The sequence below is a fragment of the Marinobacter sp. genome, assembly GCF_033722195.1.
Classification (GTDB): Bacteria; Pseudomonadota; Gammaproteobacteria; order Pseudomonadales; family Oleiphilaceae; genus Marinobacter.
On the sequence record NZ_JAWVZL010000005.1, the window covers coordinates 1 to 18,456 of the forward strand.

Genomic DNA, 18,456 nt, shown 5'->3' on the forward strand with positions numbered 1-18,456 from the left:
GCCGGGTCCTCCGCCGTGGAGACGGTTTGGTGGTCGACCGCGGCGGTGCGGAAGCACTTCGCCAGGGCCTGTTCGTGGGCCAGCACGCGGTCGTGGAAAGCTTTCTGGAAGCGGCTGTCGCCACCATTGAACCAGACCGGGCCGTCCGGCCCCGCCACTGCAAAACGGCCCTGATGGGGCAGATCCAGCTCCAGCGGATCAACAATGCGCAGGGCGCTGACGGAATTGTGGCGGGCCAGGGCGCCCAGCAGGCTGGCGGTGTCCTCGGTGAGGGTCAGAAAATCGCTCAGCACGAAAATGCGGCTGCCGGTATGGGCGACCCGGCGCGCCTCCCGCAGGGCCACATCCAGAGGGCTGGTGGCGGATTCGGTGATCGCCTGGCCGGGCCGGCGCTGGAAGCGGGCCAGGGCATCGAGCAGTCGGAGCACCGATTTCTTGCGCCGGGCGGGACGCTGGACGTCGACATCCGTCTCGGAGAACACCAGCCCGCCAATCTGGTCGCCGGCCCAGAGCCCAAGCCAGGCGATCAGGCTGGCCAGCTGGGCGCAGCGAACCTGCTTGTAGGCTCCCTGGCTGCCGAAGAACAGGCTCTGGCTGAGATCGCACACCAGCAGCACCGGGCGCTCCCGTTCCTCCTCGTAGAGCTTGGTGTGAGGGCTCTGGCGGCGGGCGGTGACGCGCCAGTCGATGCTGCGGATGTCGTCGCCGGGCTGGTAAAGTCGCACTTCCGCAAACGCCATGCCTCGGCCCCGGCGCGGCGACGCCTGCAGCCCGGCCTGGCGGGTCCGGACCTGACTGGCCGCCGGCAACCGCAGGGCCCGGGCATCGGCCTGCAGGCGAATCAGCGCCGGCAGATCGATGTGGGTCAATGCGCTGTGGGGATCCATGGCGGTCGCGGTCATGATCAGGCGGTCACCGGCACGCAGTCGATCAGGCGCTGGATGATGGCGTCCGGCGTCATACCCTCGGCTTCAGCCTCGAAGGTCAGCAGCAGGCGGTGGCGGAGAACGTCGAAGGCCATGCTGCGCACGTCGTCGGGGCTGACGAAGTCGCGGCCATCAAGCCAGGCCTTGGCCCGGGCGCAGCGATCCAGGGCGATGGTACCGCGGGGGCTGGCGCCAAAGGCGGTCCAGCGCGCCAGCTCCGGGTCCAGGCTGCCGGGGTCACGGCTGGCCAGCACCAGTGCCAGCAGGTAGTCCTCCACCGCATCGGCCATGTAGATGTCGCTGATGGCCTGGCGGGCCTGGAATACCTGTTCGGCGCTGACCCGAACCTGGGATTGGGGTTTTCCCTGACGGTAATCGTTACGGGCAAGGTGCAGGATGTCCCTTTCAGCGCTGGCGGACGGGTAATGGATATTCACATGCATCAGGAAGCGGTCCAGCTGAGCTTCGGGCAACGGATAGGTGCCCTCCTGCTCAATGGGGTTCTGAGTGGCCATCACCATGAACAGCCGGTCCAGCGCGAATGTTCGCATGCCCACACTGACCTGCCGTTCCCCCATCGCTTCCAGCAGGGCCGACTGCACTTTCGCCGGCGCCCGGTTGATCTCATCCGCCAGTACCAGGTTATGGAAGATCGGCCCCCTCTGAAATTCAAACTCGCCGGTTTCCGGCCGGTAAATCTCGCTGCCGGTGACGTCCGATGGCAGCAGGTCGGGGGTGAACTGGATGCGATGGAAATCCCCCTCCAGATGATCTGCCAGGGCCTTGATGGCGGTAGTCTTCGCCAGACCCGGTGCCCCCTCAACCAGCAGATGGCCGTCCGCCAGCAAAGTGATCAGCAGCCGCTCCACCAGGGTTTCCTGGCCGATGATGCGGGTTGCCAGCTGGGCTTTGAGTTCACCGAAGGTTTGCTGAAGGGCCATGTCAGGGAGGTACTCCTGGGGTGATTGTTTTTTTGTCGCCACAGTTTTTGTGTCTGGCCGGCAAAAATCAAGGGTTTGACTATGCTGTGGGGATAGCGCCGGGTTATCGCTCGTGCAACGCCATGAGACGAGTGGCTACGAGGGCTGGTGAGTCTGTGGGATGACCGCCCAGTACATTCATTACCATACGTTCACACATCGAGGGCGACTATGAATACGCTGACTGTGGCCAGCAAGGATCAGTTCTTCAAACAGCTGGCGGAAGCCTTCCACCAGAAGATTGAGAAGACCGAAGCCAAGAAAATCAGCGAATTTGCCGTTCAGCACTTTACCCATCTGCCGCTCGAAGAATTGCTCAGCCGGCGCTTTTCCGACATCTACGGCTCGGTGCTCGCGGCCTGGCAGTTCCTGCAGGCCCGAAAGCCCGATGAAACCCCGGTGTCGGTGTTCAATCCGGACCTTGAAAGCGACGGCTGGCAGTCCACCCATTCGGTGATTTTCATACTGCACCCCAACATCCCCTTCCTGATCGACTCCATTCGGATCGCCATTAACCAGCGCGAGATCGGTACCCACACCATCTACCACTCGGTGCTCAAGGTCGATCGTGATGACAACGGCAAGCTGAAAAAGTTGCACAGCCGCAAGAGCAGGGCGTCGAAAAGCAAGGCCCAGGACGAGGCCATGATCGTGCTGGAGATCGACCGCCATAGCGACCAGCAGGATCTGCGGAACCTGGAGGACATGCTGCAGAACGTGCTGCACGAGGTGCGGATTGCGGTGGCGGATTTCCCGGTGATGCGGGACAAGGCCAAGCAGATCATGGACGAGCTGGAGAGCACCAGCGCCCAGATCGACAAGGACGATCTCCACGAGGCCCGGGAGTTCGTGCAGTGGCTGACCCAGGACCACTTCACCTTCCTGGGCTACGACGAATATGATTTCGCCGGCGGCAAGCAGGGCGTGATGGTGCAGCGGGTGGCGGACTCGGAACTGGGCATCCTGCGGGTCAACAACGAGCGGCCCGGCAAGGTCAGGCTCAACGAGCTGCCCAAGCGCACCCGCGACGAAATGACCCGCACCGACGACATCTTTATTTTCGCCAAATCGGCCCAGCGTTCCCGGGTCCACCGTCCGGCCTACCCGGACTACATCGCGGTGAAGAAGTTCAACGCCAAAGGCGAGGTGGTGGGGGAGCGCCGCTTCCTCGGCCTCTACACCTCCAAGGTTTACCATGAGCGGCCGGACGAGATTCCGTTGCTGCGCCGCAAGGTGGAAACCGTACTGGAGCGCTCCGGTTTCGTGCGGGACGACTACGCCGGCAAGGAACTGGACCAGATCCTCACCACCTACCCCCGGGACGAGCTGTTCCAGATAGAGCCCGACGAGCTGCTGGACACCGCCCTGGACATTCTCTACATCCAGGAGCGCCGCAAGATCCGGCTGTTCATGCGAGAGGACGTTTATGGCCAGTTTGTCACCTGCCTGGCCTTCTTCCCCCGGGACATCTATAACACCGAACTGCGCCTGAAGGTGGAGCGGGTCTTGTGTGAGCGCCTCGGGGCGGAGGACATCGAATTCGTCACACACTTTTCCGAATCCGTGCTGGCCCGCGTCCAGTTCACCATCCGGGTACCCCAGGAGGAGAACCGGCAACTGCCGGTCAACGAACTTCAGGAGCGGGTCATCGAACTGGCCCAGTCCTGGCATGACGGCCTGGCGGAGGCCCTGCACGAGAGCTGTGGTGAGGAGCGAGGCAATGACCTGCTGCGCCAGTACCACTCTGCCTTCCCGGCCAGCTACCAGGAGCTGTTCTCACCGCGCCGGGCCGCCATTGATCTCGAGCACATCGCCCATGTGGCGGAGAACGACGGCCTGGAAATGAGCTTCTACCGAGCGCTGGAGGAGGACCAGGCGACCCTGCATTTCAAACTCTTCCACCCCGATGACCAGCTGCCGCTTTCGGACGTCATGCCCATCTTCGACAACCTCGGCTTCCGGGTGATCGGCGAGCATCCGTTCGAGGTGCGCAATCGCAACGGCCGCACCATCTGGATTCACGATTTCTCGCTGCAGGCCGCCAGCGGCGCCACGGTGGACATCCACCGCATAAAGCCTATCTTCGAGGACCTCTTCCGCCGGGTCTGGTACAAGGAGGCAGAGAACGACAGCTTCAACAGGCTGGTGCTGGCCTCCTACCTGAGCTGGCGCCAGATTGCGGTGCTCCGTACATACGCCCGCTTCATGCGCCAGATCCGCATCTCCAACAGTCAGAGTTTCATCGCGACCACCCTGGTGAACCACGTCTCCATGGCTGCTTTGCTGCTGGAATTCTTCGAGGTGCGTTTCAACCCGGACCGCTATCAGAGCGAGGGTAAGAGCACCGCCGCCCAGCAGAAGCTGGAACTGGAGTTCAATGCCGGTCTGGATGAGGTGGAGAACCTCAGCGAGGACCGGGTGCTGCGGCTGTATCTGGAGCTGATGCAGGCCACCCTGCGCACCAACTATTTCCAGCCTGACGGCGAGGGCAAGGTGAAGCCCTACCTGAGCCTGAAGTTCGACCCCTCGCGGATTCCGGACATGCCGCTGCCGCTGCCCATGTTCGAGATCTTTGTCTACTCCCCGCGGGTCGAGGGTGTGCACCTCCGGGGTGGCCGGGTGGCCCGTGGCGGCTTGCGCTGGTCGGACCGCTTTGAGGACTACCGCACAGAGATCCTGGGCCTGGTGAAGGCGCAGCAGGTCAAGAACGCGGTGATCGTGCCGGTGGGCGCCAAGGGTGGCTTCGTGGCCAAGAAGCTGCCGGACGCCTCCGATCGGGACGCATTCCAGAAAGAGGGTATCGCCGCCTACAAGACCTTCATCCGCGGACTGCTGGACGTCACCGACAACCTCGTGGATGGCGAGATCGTGCCGCCGGAGCGGGTGGTGCGCCATGATGACGATGACCATTACCTGGTGGTGGCAGCGGACAAGGGCACCGCCACCTTCTCGGACATCGCCAACAGCCTGTCGGCGGAATACAACTTCTGGATGGGGGATGCCTTCGCCTCCGGCGGAAGCCAGGGCTATGACCACAAGAAGATGGGCATCACCGCCAAGGGCGCCTGGGTGTCGGTGGAGCGGCATTTCCGCGAGCTCGGCATCAATCCGGCCAAGGACCTGTTCTCGGTGATCGGCATCGGCGACATGGCCGGCGACGTCTTCGGCAATGGCCTGCTGCGGTCTGACAAGGCCCGCCTGGTGGCGGCCTTCAACCACATGCACATTTTCGTGGATCCTGACCCGGACCCGGCCACCAGCTTTGAGGAGCGCAAGCGCCTGTTCGAGCTGCCGCGCTCGGCCTGGTCCGATTACAACCCCGACCTGATCTCCAAGGGCGGCGGGGTCTTCAGCCGCAGTGCCAAGTCGATTCCGGTCAGCGCCGAAATGAAAAAGCTGCTGGGCATCAAGTCTGATCGGGTGCCGCCCAACATGCTGATCAGCCACATCCTCAAGGCCCAGGCGGACCTGCTGTGGTTCGGGGGTATCGGCACCTACGTCAAGAGCCAGTCCGAGTCCCACACCGATGTGGGGGACAAGGCCAACGACGGCCTGCGGGTGGACGGCCGCGAGCTGCGCTGCAAGGTGGTGGGCGAGGGCGGCAACCTGGGCATGACCCAGCTCGGCCGCATCGAGTTCGCCCTGCAGGGCGGTCGCCTCAACACCGACTTCATCGACAATGCCGGCGGAGTGGACTGCTCCGACCACGAGGTCAACATGAAGATCCTGCTCAACCGGGTGGTGGCCTCCGGTGACCTCACCGAGAAGCAGCGCAACCTGATGCTGGAGCAGATGACCGACGATGTGGCGGACCTGGTGCTGCTCAACAACTACCGCCAGACCCAGGCCATCAGTATCGCCAGCGTCGAGGCCGCTACCCGCCTGGAGGAATACCGGCGGCTGATGAATACCCTCGAGGCCGAGGGCAAGCTCAACCGCCAGCTCGAATTCCTGCCGGACGAGGATGTGCTGGCGGATCGCAAGGTGCGCAAGCAGGGTCTGACCCGGCCCGAGCTGTCGGTGCTGATCTCCTATGTCAAGGCGGACCTGAAGCAGGCGCTGATCGCCAGCGACCTGCCGGACGAGCCCAGCCTGACCCAGGAAATGTACAAGGTGTTTCCCCAGGCCCTGACCCGGGAGTTCACCCAGGAGCTGCACAACCACCAGCTCAAGCGCGAAATCATTGCCACCCAGATTGCCAACGACATGGTCAATCACATGGGCATCACCTTCGTCGAGCGGCTGTCGCAGTCCACTGGCGCTTCATCGCCGGCCATTGCCCTGGCCTGGATCATCGCGCGGGACGTGTTTCGTCTGGACACCTGGTGGAACCGGATCGAAGCGCTGGACTACGAAGTGCCGGCCCAGCTCCAGATCCGCCTGATGAACGATCTGATGCGGCTGATCCGGCGCTCGGTGCGCTGGCTGCTGCGCAACCGCCGCAGTGAGCTCAACATCCAGTCCCATATGGACCGCTTCTGCAACAGCATCGGCAAGATCACCGCCAACCTGCCGGATTACCTCGGCGAGCAGGCCGTGGCGGAGTGGCAGAAGCAGCACCAGGGCTTGCGGGACCAGGGCGTGCCGGAGGAACTGGCCAATGTGCTGGCGGGTACTTCCTATCTCTATTCCGCGCTCGGCATCATCGAGGCCCAGGAGGCCTCCGGGGTGTCCCTCAAGACCGTGGCCAACCTTTACTACAGCCTCGGCGAGAAGCTGGAGCTGAACTGGTTTGCCAACGCCATTGCCAAGCTGCAGCCCAGCTCCCACTGGCAGGCCCTGGCCCGGGAAAGTTTCCGGGAAGACCTGGACTGGCAGCAGCGTGCGCTTACATCCGGCGTGCTGCGTCTGGCCGGCAGCCACGGCAACGTGATCGAATGTGTCGACAACTGGATGGATTACTACCAGCCCATGGTGATCCGCTGGAAAAGCATGCTGGCGGAGCTGCGCAGCGTCCGTGAACCCGAGTACGCCATGTTCTCGGTGGCGCTCCGGGAGTTGCTGGATCTGGCCCAGACCACCCTGCACACGCCGCTGGAACCGCCGGCAGGTGCGACCCAATGACGGTTGCCATGGTGACTAAAATCCCGTTCAATGCCGGCACACAGGGCCGCGGCGACAGGCCGGAACCAGTCAGATGGCGAGGAAGCAGGCGATGCGGGGGTTGAGAAATTTGCTGGCAAAGATCGGGCGCGGCCGATGCGCGCGAGCCGTGGCAAGGCCTGATTGATGGCGCAAGGCCCCACCAACTCCCACCAGGCCCTGTTACGCAACCGCCAATACCTCGAAGGCCGTCTGCTGGTACTGGGTCTGCAGGACCCTGACCTGCTGGCCGGGCTGCCTGCCGGCGGCCTGGCCATGAGCGAGCATCAGGGAGTCTGCCAGCAGGCGCGCCAGATGGCGCCGTCGAGCTGGCAGGTGGCCTTTGGCTACAACGATCCCGCCCTGCAGACCGCCCGCGCCGACACCGTGGTGGTTTTCCTGCCCAAGGCCCGTCAGGAGCTGGACCTGCGTCTGGCCCTGGCCCGCGCTGCCCTGGTGGATGGCGGCAAAGTGCTGGTCATTGGCGAGAAGCGGGAGGGTATCGCCGGTGCGGTCAAACAGCTCAGATCTCTGGATGGTGCGGCGGTCAAGCTCGACAGCGCCCGCCACTGTCAGGTCTGGCAGGCTCGCCCCGCGCCGGCTCCCTTCAGCCTGGAGGAATGGTTGCGCTGGCACCGGGTGGAGGTGGCGGGTACCGCTGTCGAGGTGGCCGGGCTGCCGGGGATTTTCAGTGACGGACACCTGGACGAGGGCACCCGGCTGCTGCTGGAAGCCCTGGCCGCGAGGCCTCTGCCGGGGCCGGTGCTGGATTTTGCCTGCGGCGCCGGCACCATCGGCGCCTGGCTTGCCGGTCATCACGGCGACAATTTTCTGGTGGACGGCATAGACGTGCAGGCCCAGGCGGTTTTCTGCGCCCGGCAGACCTACCAGCGCCAGGGCGTGGCGGGAGCGATCATTGCCGCCGACGGATTGCCGCCAGACCTGGGCCGCTATGCCGCCGTGGTGACCAATCCGCCATTTCACACCGGCGTGCGCACGGACGCCTCCATGACCACCCAGTTCCTCCAGCAGGTGTCCCGGCATCTCACCGCCAGTGGTGAGCTGGTGCTGGTGGCGAACCGCTTTCTTCCTTACCCGGAGCTGATCCAGAGCCGCTTCCGGGCCTTCGAGGTGTTGGCGGAGGACAGCCGCTTCCGGGTCTACCGTGCCAGCGGGCCGCGGCACTGAAGCGGAACCGGTCACTGAACCTTCCCAAAGTTGTCATGTTCACGTCATTGCGCTGTACCAAGCTTGGTCGAAACATTGTTGAGCCGACGGAGCCGTGCCATGCCAGCCTACCGAAGCGTTTTCATATCCGACGTTCATTTGGGGTCGGCGGACTGCCAGGCCGAGTACCTGCTGGATTTTCTGTCCCGGGTGAGCTGCCGGACACTCTATCTGGTGGGCGACATTGTCGACCTGCTTGCCATGCAGCGGCGGGTGTACTTTCCGGCCAGCCACCAGGCGGTGGTCAATCGCCTGCTGGCGCTGGCGGAGACTGGCACCCTGGTGATCTACATACCGGGCAATCATGACGAATTCCTGCGGTCCTTCTGCGGTCAGACCATTGCCGGCATCGAGCTGATGCAGAAGACGGTCCACATCACCGCGGACGGTCGCCGCTTTCTGGTCTGCCACGGTGACCAGTTCGATCAGGTGGTGCGCTGCAGCCCCCTGATGCTGCTGGTGGGGGATCGGGCACATGGCCTGCTGCTCCGGCTCAACCGCTGGTTCAATGCCTTCCGCCGTTTCCGCGGTAAGCCCTACTGGTCGCTGGCGGCCTGGGTAAAGCCGCGAATCGGCAAGGCCCGGGCGTTCATCCAGCGCTTCGAGCAGGCGGCCCTGACGGTGGCCGAGCGTGGCCACTACGACGGCTTCATCTGCGGCCACATTCACTCCGCCGGCTTTCGTCGCGGCCGTAGCGGTCTCTACTGCAACGACGGCGACTGGGTGGAACACTGCACCGCCCTGGTGGAGGGTTTTGACGGCCGGCTGTCCATACTGCACTGGTCGGAGCAGCCATCGGTGGTGGCGGAGGAACCGGATGCGCCGACCCCCTACGAGGGACCCGCACCGGTACCCCTGGCGGCCAGCTTTATCGAGCAGGTCAATGCCATGCCGACCGGGCCTGGTGGTCGCCGGCAGCAGGCCTGACCTTCCGGCGGCGGTCCGGCCCGGAATGCGTAAAAAGCACGTTGTTTGCTGGCGCCGTTTGGCCCGGTATACTGCGGTCCTGGGTATCCGGTTTGCCGAGCTCTGCGGCAGCTGACCCAGTTCATGGCCCGGCCGGGATTTCTGGGTCGTTGTGTGGGGATCCGAGTCGCGGCAGTACAGTGACGTGCGCCGGGCTTTATCGATTCAGGCAGTATCACGTCATCAGCACCAGCCTCAAAACACGGCTCAGTCTCGCCTTCGGCGGTCTGACCATCGCCCTGACCGCCCTGATTGTCGCGTATACCTCGCATGTGGCCACCGAGGAAGTGCGGGAGCGGGTCGGCTCCAACTTGCAGGAAGTGGCGCTGCAGCTTCGGGACAAGCTGGAGCTTCAGCTGCGGGAGCGTTACTTCGACATGGCCACGGCGGCCCGTATGACAACGGTGCTGGTGGAAACCGAGCAATTCCAGGAATTGACACCCATCCTGGACCAGATCAAATCCAACTTCGACCAGTACGCCTGGATCGGCTTTGTCTCCCCCAGCGGCCACGTCTGGGCCGCCACCGGTGACATGCTGGTGGGCAAGAATGTGTCTGAGCGGCCCTGGTTCCAGGAGGCTCTCAAGGGGCCTTTTCTGGGTGACGTCCACAAGGCTTTGCTGCTGCAGAAACTGCTGGAGCCGGACAGTGAGGAGCCCCTGCGGTTCATTGACGTGGCGTTGCCGATGAAAAGTCGCCGTGGCGAACTGCTGGGGGTCCTGGGGGCTCACCTGGACCTGCGCTGGGTGGCGGACCTGGGTCAGTCATTGCTGGAGCCACTGCAGTCAAGGCTGCAGTCGGATCTGGTGATCACCAGTGATACCGGCTCGATGATTATCGGGCCGGCGGAGCTGCAGGGCTCCGCGATGCTCGAGCGCATTGCCACCGAGGCCGCCGCCAGCGAGGATTTCGGCTATACCACCAAAACTGCCGATGATGGTCGCCAATACCTACTGGGTTATACCCAGCTGAGGGATGATCGTTTCTACCAGAGCCTGGATTGGGTCCTGATGGTTCGCAAGCCCCTGGATGAAGCCTTTGCCGAGGCGGTGGCGCTGCGGAACCGGATACTTCTCGCCGGAGCCGGTGTCGCCCTGGTTTTCTGTGTCCTGGCCTGGCTGACCGCCAGGCGGGTATCCCGGCCCCTGCTGGATCTTGCCAACGAGGCCGAGGCGCTTAACGAGGGCCGGCTGCATACGCCCATCACCCAACGCAATGATTTCGAGGAAGTACGCGTACTGACCCACGGCCTGCGTCGACTGGTGGTTGGCCTCATCAACAAGGAGAAGGAGCTGACAGCGCTCAATGCCAATCTGGAGCAGCGGGTCCAGGGTCGTACCGCGGAGCTGGAGGCGGTGAACCGACAGTTGCGGCAAGAAATGGATGTGCGCGAACGGCTCTATCAGGAACGCCGGGAGCTGGTGGACAAGCTGGAAAAGACCGCCAATACCGACGCCCTGACCGGCGTCAGCAATCGCCGGCATTTCTTCGCCGCCGGCGAGCAGGCGCTAAGGCGGGCCAGGCGGCATGAGCGGCCCCTCAGCGCGATGATGTTCGATGTCGACCATTTCAAGTCCATCAACGACAGCTACGGCCACGGCGTGGGTGACGAGGCCCTTTGCCACCTGGTGACGCTGGCAGGGAAAGCGCTACGGGACATCGACCTGCTGGCCAGGATCGGCGGTGAGGAGTTCGTCGTTGTACTCGAGGATGCCGATGAGCGGCAGGCCGCGGTCGCCGCCGAGAGGCTGCGGGCGCTGGTGCAGGCCGAGGCCCTGCACAGCGGCAACCTGACCGTGAGCATGACCATCAGTATCGGGGTGGCCGCCATGTCCGGTGACAGTGATGGAACCCTGGAAGCCCTCCTGGCCCGAGCCGACCGGGCGCTCTACCAGGCCAAGGCCGAGGGCCGGAACCGCGTGGTCAGGGAATCGGAGATGAGTCGATCACAAGGACCGGTGCAGGCGCAGGACGAAAAAAAGCCCCTGGGGTGAGGGGCGAAACCGGGTCGTGGCCAGACCCTGGCCACAACCTCCAACCAACCGGTTACATCGGTAAACATGTCCTTACAATCCAAGGTTAGGCATAATTTCTAGAGTAATCAGCCTAGAAAATTCCTTTTGCCGAGTGACACATGGATCTCCTCGAACTTTCCGCGGGTGAGCGGGCGCTCTCGCTGGCGCGTCCGGATGCCGGCAGGACCGGCCTGCGAGCCTGGGATGCCGCCGACGAACAGCTGATCGCGGCGGCCCGGCCGCTGGCATCCGAAGGCGCCCGGGTGGCCATTGTGGACGACAGCTTTGGTGCCCTGTCGCTGGCACTGGCGGATCTGACGCCGGTCAGTGTTGCCGACAGTGCGGTGCTGCCCGCTGCCCTCGCCGCCAATGCCAGGGCCAATGATCTCATGCCCGGCGCCGTGAGCTCCTGGCTGATGCCTCCCACTGGCCCCTTTGATCTGGTGATCATGAAACTGCCCCGGCAGGTGGACTACCTGGCCTACCTGTTGCGCTGGGCCAACGACGCCCTGGCGCCGGACGGACGCCTGCTGGCCGGCGGCATGATCAAGCACCTGCCGGATCGCTGTGCCGAGAAGTTCGACAGCCTGGTGCGTACCGAGGAAGTCCACCGGGCCAGGCGCAAGGCTCGGCTGCTGGAGTGCCGGCCAGGGCGGGACGGTCTGGCGGGCTGGTCCGGCCTCTGGCGCGGCTACACCACAGCGGCGCCCCCAGGTGGGCTGGATCTGCAGGGCCTGCCGGCGGTGTTCGGGCGCGAGCGCCTGGATATCGGCAGCCGGTTGCTGCTGGAGCCGATCAGCAGCGTAGCCAGGGAGCTTGCCGCCGGCGCCCGGGTGCTGGATCTGGCCTGCGGCAACGGTTTGTTGGGGTTGACGGCACTGGCCGCCAACCCCGATCTGGTGGTGAATTTCGCAGATGTGTCGAGCCAGGCGGTGGCCAGCGCGACCCGGAACGCTACCGGCTGTTTCGCCGGTGCCCGGGCCGCTTTCTTTCATTGCGATGGCGTACCGGGCAATAGCGGGGTCTATGACCTGATCCTGCTCAATCCACCCTTTCACGAGGGCGGCACCGTGGGGGACCACATTGCCTTGCGCCTGTTCCAGCAGGCCAGCCGTGTGTTGGCGCCGCAGGGCCGCATGCTGGTGGTTGGCAACCGCCACCTGGGCTATCACCGCAGTCTGCGGCAGTGGTTCAGGGTCCGCCAGCTGGACGCCGATCCCCGCTTCGTGGTGTTTGAGGCCAGGCCTCAGGAGGGTGGGCGGTCGTAACCCATCCGGGCCAGGGTGTCGACGATGGTCTGGGTCTGGCTGTCGATTTCGATGTTGACTTCATCACCGGTCGCCAGCTCGCCAAAGGTGGTGGCCCGCAGGGTTTCCGGAATCAGGTGGACGTTAAAGCGGCTGTCGGTGACCTCACCGATGGTAAGGCTGGCGCCATTGACCGCGATATAGCCCTTGGGAAAGAGGTACTTCGCCCAGTCCCGGGGCACCTCGAAGGTAAGGGTCCGGTTGTTCTCCGGGGTCTGGATGTCGACGATGCGGGCGGTGGTATGGATATGGCCAGACAGCAGGTGGCCGCCGATCTCGTCGCCGATCCGGGCGGCCCGCTCGAAGTTGACCCGATCACCCGGCTTCAACCCGCCCAGTGTGGTCCGGCTCAGGGTTTCCTGCATGGCATCAAAACTCAGGCAGTCCGCCTCCTGACGGGTCACGGTCAGACAGGTGCCGTTCAGGGCCACCGAGGCGCCAATACTGACCTTCTCCACCCGCTCCGCCGGGAAACGAACTGACAGGGTGGTGAGTCCGGGCTTGCTGGTGAGCTCTTCGACGCTGGCGATGCCCTGTACAATACCAGTAAACATGACGGATCCTTCTTTGATGTGACGCCGGCTGTGGGATAACGCCGGCGTCGGTTCCGGTGGCGCCCGGCGGCCATTTCTGACGAGGTGCCCAAGCATAACCAGCGCGCCGGCTGCTGCCAACCCGGCCGGCCCTCAAGAATTGTCTGCCGCGGGCGATAAACAGTCAGGAGCCTGGTTTGATGACCCACCCCGATCTGCCCCAGGCCACAGGACTCACCATGGCGGACACCCAGAGATCCCAGCAGACCCGTCCCGGCCGCGATCGCGGCGGCCCGGTGCTGCGCGCTGGCCGACCGGCGGACCCGCCTCCCTCCGCCCCGCCGGCCGAGAGGGCTGCCGAGGCAGCGCAGGGACCGGAGGCAGTGCAGGCGACGGCGGCGATGCCAGCCGCCGAGCCGGACGCGAAAGCGCCCGAGGCCGAAGCGGGGACTGATCGGCCATCCGGTCAGCCCGCGCCGGAGCCCGAAGCTGCGGCCCGGCCCCAGGCCGAAGTGGAAATGCTACAGCACAGACGGCGTCAGCTGCTGCGCCAGTGTGAGCGTGTCCTGCTGCTGGATTTTGATACCCTGGCCATGCAGGGCTGGCCCGACAGCTACCAGCTGGCCCAGGCCCGCAAGCGTCGTGACCTGTGGCTGTTCAGTGCCACGCTCTGCGCGCTGGTGTTCCTCAGCGGCATGACCGGACTGGTGCCGGCCTGGATTGCCGGCGGGGGTTTTGGTGCCAGTGTGCTGATCACCCTGGCGGGCGTGCCGGCCATCCGGCGCCTCTATGCCTCCCGCCCGAGCCATCTGGACCTGGTCATGAAGCGGTTGCGGCTGTTGCGGGAAGCCCGCAAGCACATTGCTCACCTGGAGAACGACACCGGCCTGGTGTGGCAGTGCGTGGCCATGGCCGAATTCAATCCGGCGTTGCGCTCGCCGCGGTTCTCCGGCCTGGTACGGCTGTCGGAGCGCCGGATGCTGGCCTCGGCACTGACCCGCCGGGAGCATATCCGGTTGTGCCTGATTTTTCTGCTGGAAGCGGAGAAAGCCTACAGTCGGCTGGAGCAGGCCTATTTCGATGGCCATCAGAGAGCGATCGATCAGGCCTCGGCGGAGAGGGCGGACGCGCCGCCGGCCCGGGCCGACAGCACCGGTGAGCCGCCCCCAGGCTGACAGCGCTGATGCCATCCCCGGCCTTTGGGCAGGCTTTGCGACTTTCGAATGCTTCTGCCGCCGTCGCCTTGACAGGTTGGTGCTTCAAACGTATGTTTAAAACAGACGTTTAGTGGCGGTAGCGGACATTCATTATGGCACAGTCGGATACAGTTGACAGAATTCTGGACGCGGCGGAGGAATTGTTTGCCGAGCGCGGATTTTCCGAGACCTCGTTGCGCATGATTACCAGCAAGGCCAACGTCAACCTGGCTGCGGTGAACTACCATTTCGGCTCCAAGAACGCACTGATCCACGCCGTCTTTGCCCGCTTCCTCACACCTTTTTCCGCCACCCTCGAGAAAGCCTTCGACGACCTGGAGGAGCGCTGCCAGGGCGAGCCGCCGACCCTGGATGAAACCCTGCGGGCGTTAACCGAGAGCGCGGTGCGCATGCCCCAGCGCAATGAGCGGGGCATTTCCATTTTCATGCGCCTGCTGGGGTTGGCCTACACCCAGAGCCAGGGCCATCTGCGCAAGTTCCTGGAACAGGAATACAGCAAGCCGTTCGGACGCTTCATGCGCCTGCTCAAGGAAGCCACGCCGCAACTGACCGCCGTCGACCGCTACTGGCGCATCCAGTTCATGCTGGGCGCCACCGCCTTCACCATGTCCAGCAGCGACGCGCTGCGGGACATTCTGGAGAACAAGCTGGGCGTGGCCACCGCCATGCCGGAGATCGCCCAGCGCCTGGTACCCTTCCTGGCCGCCGGCATGCAGGCCCGGGACCCCATGCTCAAGCCTGCCATCATTAAGCCCTCGGTTGCCTGACACCGGACCCGTCGGTTACGCTCGTGAGCCAGTCACGGGCAAGGCAACGAGTGCGGTTCTATGGTGGCAGTTCCCGATTCCGAATCAGCCATTGAAATCGATCTGGGTCACCAGCGGCTCACACTGACGTCCCACACGGGGGCGACCCTGCTCGAATACCCCGTCTCAACCGCACTGAACGGGCCTGGCGAACGCCAGGATTCCGGCTGCACACCTCGTGGCCGGCATTATGTCCGCGCCAGGATCGGTGACGGCCAGCCCGAGGGAACGGTATTCGTCGGCCGCCGGCCCACCGGTGAGATCTATACGCCAGAGCTGGCCCGCGAGTATCCCCGGCGGGACTGGATCCTGACCCGTATTCTCTGGCTCTGCGGTCTCGAGTGGGGCCGCAACCGGGGCCCCGGTGTGGATAGCTTCCGACGCTTCATTTATATTCACGGCACACCGGATACCGAGCCCATGGGCGAGGCCCGTTCCCACGGCTGCATCCGGATGCGCAACCGCGACCTGGCCGATCTGTTTGACCGGATCCCGGTGGGCACACGGGTGATCATCCGGCAGTAGGCGCCGATCCGTCCGCAGCCGCTGTTACTTCACGCAAGAGGCCATTCATGGTTGAGGAAACCCCAAGCTACTTCAAAAGCTGGATAGAGAATTGGGACCTGCTGCCTGAAAGCTGGCAGGCGGCCCTGGTGATCTTCCTGCTGGTGCTGGCAACAGCCACCGTGGCTTGGATCGCGGGCCGGGTGGTGTTGCGTCTTGAGCGGCGCTGCATGCGCAGCAGCAATTTGTGGGACGACGCTTTCCTGCACGCCCTGCGCAAGCCTGTCGTGGGCTTTGTCTGGCTGCAGGGTGTGTACTGGGCAGCGGAAATCGCCCATCGCTACTCCGAAGCCGAAGTATTCTCCGCCAACGATGCCGTGCTTGAGGTGGGCTTCGTGGTGCTGGTGGTCTGGACACTTCTGGGTGCGATCAAGCAGGGTGAGTACATCCTGGCGTCGCCGGTCAAGCTGGAGCAGCCGCTGGATTACACCACCGTCACCGCCATCAGCAAACTGCTGCGGGCGGTGGTGATCATCACTGCGGTGCTGATCCTGATGCAGTCCCTGGGCTACAGCATTTCCGGCGTGCTGGCCTTCGGTGGCGTCGGCGGCATCGCCATCGGTTTTGCCGCCAAGGACCTGCTGGCCAACTTTTTCGGCGGCTTCATCGTGCACCTGGACCGGCCCTTCAAGGTGGGTGACTGGGTGCGTTCGCCGGATCGCAACATCGAGGGCACGGTGGAGCACATCGGCTGGCGGGTCACCACCATACGCACCTTCGACAAGCGCCCGCTCTACGTGCCCAACTCGGTCTTTACCACCATCGCGGTGGAGAACCCGTCCCGGATGAGCAACCGGCGGATCTTCGAGACCATCGGCCTGCGGTATGTGGATGTAGGTCAGATGGCGGGGGTGGTCGATGACATCCGCGGCATGCTGGAAAAACATGAAGACATAGACTCGAGCCAGACCCTGATCGTCAACTTCCTGGGTTTCAGTGAATCGTCCCTGGACATCATGGTCTACACCTTTACCCGCACCACCGAATGGGTCAGGTACCATGCCGTCAAGCAGGACGTGCTGTTGCGCATCAGCGACATCATTGAGAGCTACGGCGCCGAGATCGCCTTCCCGACCCGGACCCTGCATGTGCCGGAGGGTCTGAGGCTGGAACAGGACCCCGGCCAAGACCGCGAGGCGGACAGCGAAGAGGGGCGTGAAGGCGGCCAGGCCCGGGCCAGCGGCCGGGCCAAAGCCCCAAACTCCGGTCGCAGGCGGACACACCAGGGTGACGAGGGCGAACAGGCACAGGCGGACGACGGAGGCGAGGAGTCATGAGCAACACACAAGCACCGGTGGCCATCATTGGCGGTACCGGCCTTACCAGCCTCTCGGGGCTTGAGATCACCGGCAGGGAGACTGTGGATACACCCTGGGGCGCACCCTCGGCACCACTGGTTTCCGGGCGTCTGGGCAGCCAGGCGGTGGTTTTCCTGGCCCGCCATGGCGACCCCCACCGGCTGCCGCCCCACCAGGTCAACTACCGCGCCAACCTGTGGGCGCTCAAGGAGGCCGGGGCCCGCACCGTTGTCGGTGTCAACGCAGTTGGCGGCATTCACCCCGGTATGGGGCCTGCCCACATTGTGATCCCCGATCAGCTGATCGATTACACCTGGGGCAGGGGTCACACCTTTTTTGAGGGGGAGCTGGAGGATGTCACTCACATTGACTTCACCTTCCCCTACAGCGATCGCGCCCGCCGGGAACTGATCCTGGCGGCTGAAGCCCTGGGCCTCAGCCACTCCGCCAGCGGCGTTTATGGCGCCACCCAGGGCCCCAGGCTGGAAACTGCCGCCGAGATTGTGCGGCTGGAGCGGGACGGCTGCGACATCGTCGGCATGACCGGCATGCCGGAGGCGGCCCTGGCGGCGGAGCTGAACCTGGATTACGTGTGTCTTGGCCTGGTGGTCAACTGGGCCGCCGGCAAGTCCGACCACATCATCACCATGGCGGAGATCCAGGACGCCATCGACCAGGGCATGGCCGGGGTCAAGGCAGTGCTTGAGCGCTCGGTTGGCCCGCTAGGGAACCCGCGTCCTCAATCCGCTTGAAGAACACCAGCAGACCGATGGTGGGGGAGTCCAGGAAGTGGATTTCCTCACTGCGCATGCGCCGGGTCTCGTGAATCCAGGTCACCAGTTCCAGGGGCCGAAGCGTCCCGGAAGGAATCGGCGCGGTGGGGTCCAGGCCGGCGCCGCTGCCGGAGGCAATGGCGGCATCGGCGCGGTTGACGGATTGACTGCGGGGCTGCGAGCCGGGGGTCTCCAGGGTGCCGGCGCTGTCACGGACAACGCTGGGTGCAGGCGCTTCCTGCCAGTGGTGCAGCTTGGCTGTCACGTGTAGAAAACGCATCCGCTCGATGGTGAGGGTGCCCTGTATTTCCCGCTCGCCGGCTGCCGCCAGCCAGTCCCCCACGGCGATCTGCATGGGCTCGCCCTTGAAATCGGGCGGATAGGCCTGGCGCCAGGCGGCGGTCATCAGCACCCGGTAGCGGCCGCTGCGCTCCAGCCGCTCGGCGGCGCTTCTCAGGCTCATGCGCTCCCGGGGTACAAGGTTCATGGTGGTCTGCGGGGTGCCGTCCTCGCCCACCACCCACAGCTTGCGTTCCAGCTCCGGCGTGGGTTCCGGTGTGCGCCCTCCCATGCGTTCCTCCACCGCTTCCGGCTCCACCAGTCGCTCCAGCAGGACGATTTCGGCCCGGTAGAGGTTGTCGCTATCGGTGCTGCCTTCCTGGCCCTGGGCGGCTGCGGACAAAAGGATCAGGGACAGCGCGGCACGGGCAAGCTGGGTGCCGGTCAATGGAAAGCCAGTGAGTCGCAAGAGACGGTCTCCGC

General features: G+C 64.4%; 14 protein-coding genes. 10 read left to right on the forward strand and 4 right to left on the reverse strand.

The annotated features are described in order from the left end of the window. Together R3280_RS01825 and R3280_RS01830 are read right to left on the reverse strand one after the other, a co-directional pair. Positions 1–887 (reverse strand): DUF58 domain-containing protein (locus tag R3280_RS01825; protein WP_413468730.1); only part of this gene is annotated, 887 nt, incomplete at its 3' end. A gap of 17 nt (positions 888–904) precedes the next feature. Beyond that, positions 905–1,867 carry a MoxR family ATPase gene (locus tag R3280_RS01830; RefSeq protein WP_318996872.1) on the reverse strand — a complete coding sequence of 321 codons (963 nt, stop codon included), beginning with the start codon at positions 1,865–1,867 and terminating at the stop codon, positions 905–907. Positions 1,868–2,077: 210 nt separating this feature from the next. Between R3280_RS01830 and R3280_RS01835 the strand changes: the two genes are divergently transcribed. The 5 genes from R3280_RS01835 to R3280_RS01855 all read left to right on the forward strand — a co-directional run bounded on the left by R3280_RS01835 (position 2,078) and on the right by R3280_RS01855 (position 12,464). Further along, positions 2,078–6,970, forward strand: coding sequence for an NAD-glutamate dehydrogenase (locus R3280_RS01835; RefSeq protein WP_318996873.1), 4,893 nt, complete (start codon positions 2,078–2,080; stop codon positions 6,968–6,970). A gap of 165 nt (positions 6,971–7,135) precedes the next feature. Next, positions 7,136–8,176 carry a methyltransferase gene (locus tag R3280_RS01840; RefSeq protein WP_318996874.1) on the forward strand — a complete coding sequence of 347 codons (1,041 nt, stop codon included), beginning with the start codon at positions 7,136–7,138 and terminating at the stop codon, positions 8,174–8,176. Between the two features lie 99 nt (positions 8,177–8,275). Beyond that, positions 8,276–9,142, forward strand: coding sequence for a UDP-2,3-diacylglucosamine diphosphatase (locus tag R3280_RS01845; protein ID WP_318996875.1), 867 nt, complete (start codon positions 8,276–8,278; stop codon positions 9,140–9,142). A gap of 179 nt (positions 9,143–9,321) precedes the next feature. Continuing rightward, positions 9,322–11,175, forward strand: coding sequence for a diguanylate cyclase (locus R3280_RS01850; RefSeq protein WP_318996876.1), 1,854 nt, complete (start codon positions 9,322–9,324; stop codon positions 11,173–11,175). Between the two features lie 140 nt (positions 11,176–11,315). After that, positions 11,316–12,464, forward strand: coding sequence for a class I SAM-dependent methyltransferase (locus tag R3280_RS01855; protein WP_318996877.1), 1,149 nt, complete (start codon positions 11,316–11,318; stop codon positions 12,462–12,464). Here R3280_RS01855 and R3280_RS01860 read toward each other — a convergent pair. Beyond that, positions 12,443–13,057 (reverse strand): riboflavin synthase subunit alpha, encoded by a 615-nt coding sequence (locus R3280_RS01860; protein WP_318996878.1) that lies wholly within the window; start codon positions 13,055–13,057, stop codon positions 12,443–12,445. The two genes, R3280_RS01855 and R3280_RS01860, sit on opposite strands and share 22 nt — an antisense overlap. Positions 13,058–13,236: 179 nt before the next feature. Between R3280_RS01860 and R3280_RS01865 the strand changes: the two genes are divergently transcribed. The 5 genes from R3280_RS01865 to R3280_RS01885 all read left to right on the forward strand — a co-directional run bounded on the left by R3280_RS01865 (position 13,237) and on the right by R3280_RS01885 (position 17,673). Continuing rightward, positions 13,237–14,211, forward strand: a complete 975-nt coding sequence (locus tag R3280_RS01865) for a hypothetical protein (RefSeq protein WP_318996879.1) — start codon at positions 13,237–13,239, stop codon at positions 14,209–14,211. 134 nt (positions 14,212–14,345) lie between these two features. Continuing rightward, complete coding sequence (locus R3280_RS01870; RefSeq protein WP_318996880.1) at positions 14,346–15,020, forward strand: TetR/AcrR family transcriptional regulator; 675 nt, start codon at positions 14,346–14,348, stop codon at positions 15,018–15,020. A gap of 60 nt (positions 15,021–15,080) precedes the next feature. Then, positions 15,081–15,584, forward strand: coding sequence for a L,D-transpeptidase (locus tag R3280_RS01875; RefSeq protein ID WP_318996881.1), 504 nt, complete (start codon positions 15,081–15,083; stop codon positions 15,582–15,584). A 47-nt stretch (positions 15,585–15,631) separates the two neighbouring features. Beyond that, positions 15,632–16,900: a mechanosensitive ion channel family protein gene (locus R3280_RS01880; RefSeq protein ID WP_318996882.1), complete on the forward strand. Its 1,269-nt coding sequence runs from the start codon at positions 15,632–15,634 to the stop codon at positions 16,898–16,900. Then, on the forward strand, positions 16,897–17,673 hold the full coding sequence (locus R3280_RS01885; RefSeq protein ID WP_318996883.1) for an S-methyl-5'-thioinosine phosphorylase: 777 nt from the start codon (positions 16,897–16,899) through the stop codon (positions 17,671–17,673). The genes R3280_RS01880 and R3280_RS01885 overlap by 4 nt, the downstream gene beginning before the upstream one ends. On the opposite strand, the gene R3280_RS01890 is transcribed toward R3280_RS01885, so the two are convergent. Beyond that, positions 17,612–18,442, reverse strand: coding sequence for a CsiV family protein (locus tag R3280_RS01890; protein ID WP_318996884.1), 831 nt, complete (start codon positions 18,440–18,442; stop codon positions 17,612–17,614). The two genes, R3280_RS01885 and R3280_RS01890, sit on opposite strands and share 62 nt — an antisense overlap. Positions 18,443–18,456: the final 14 nt, after the last annotated feature.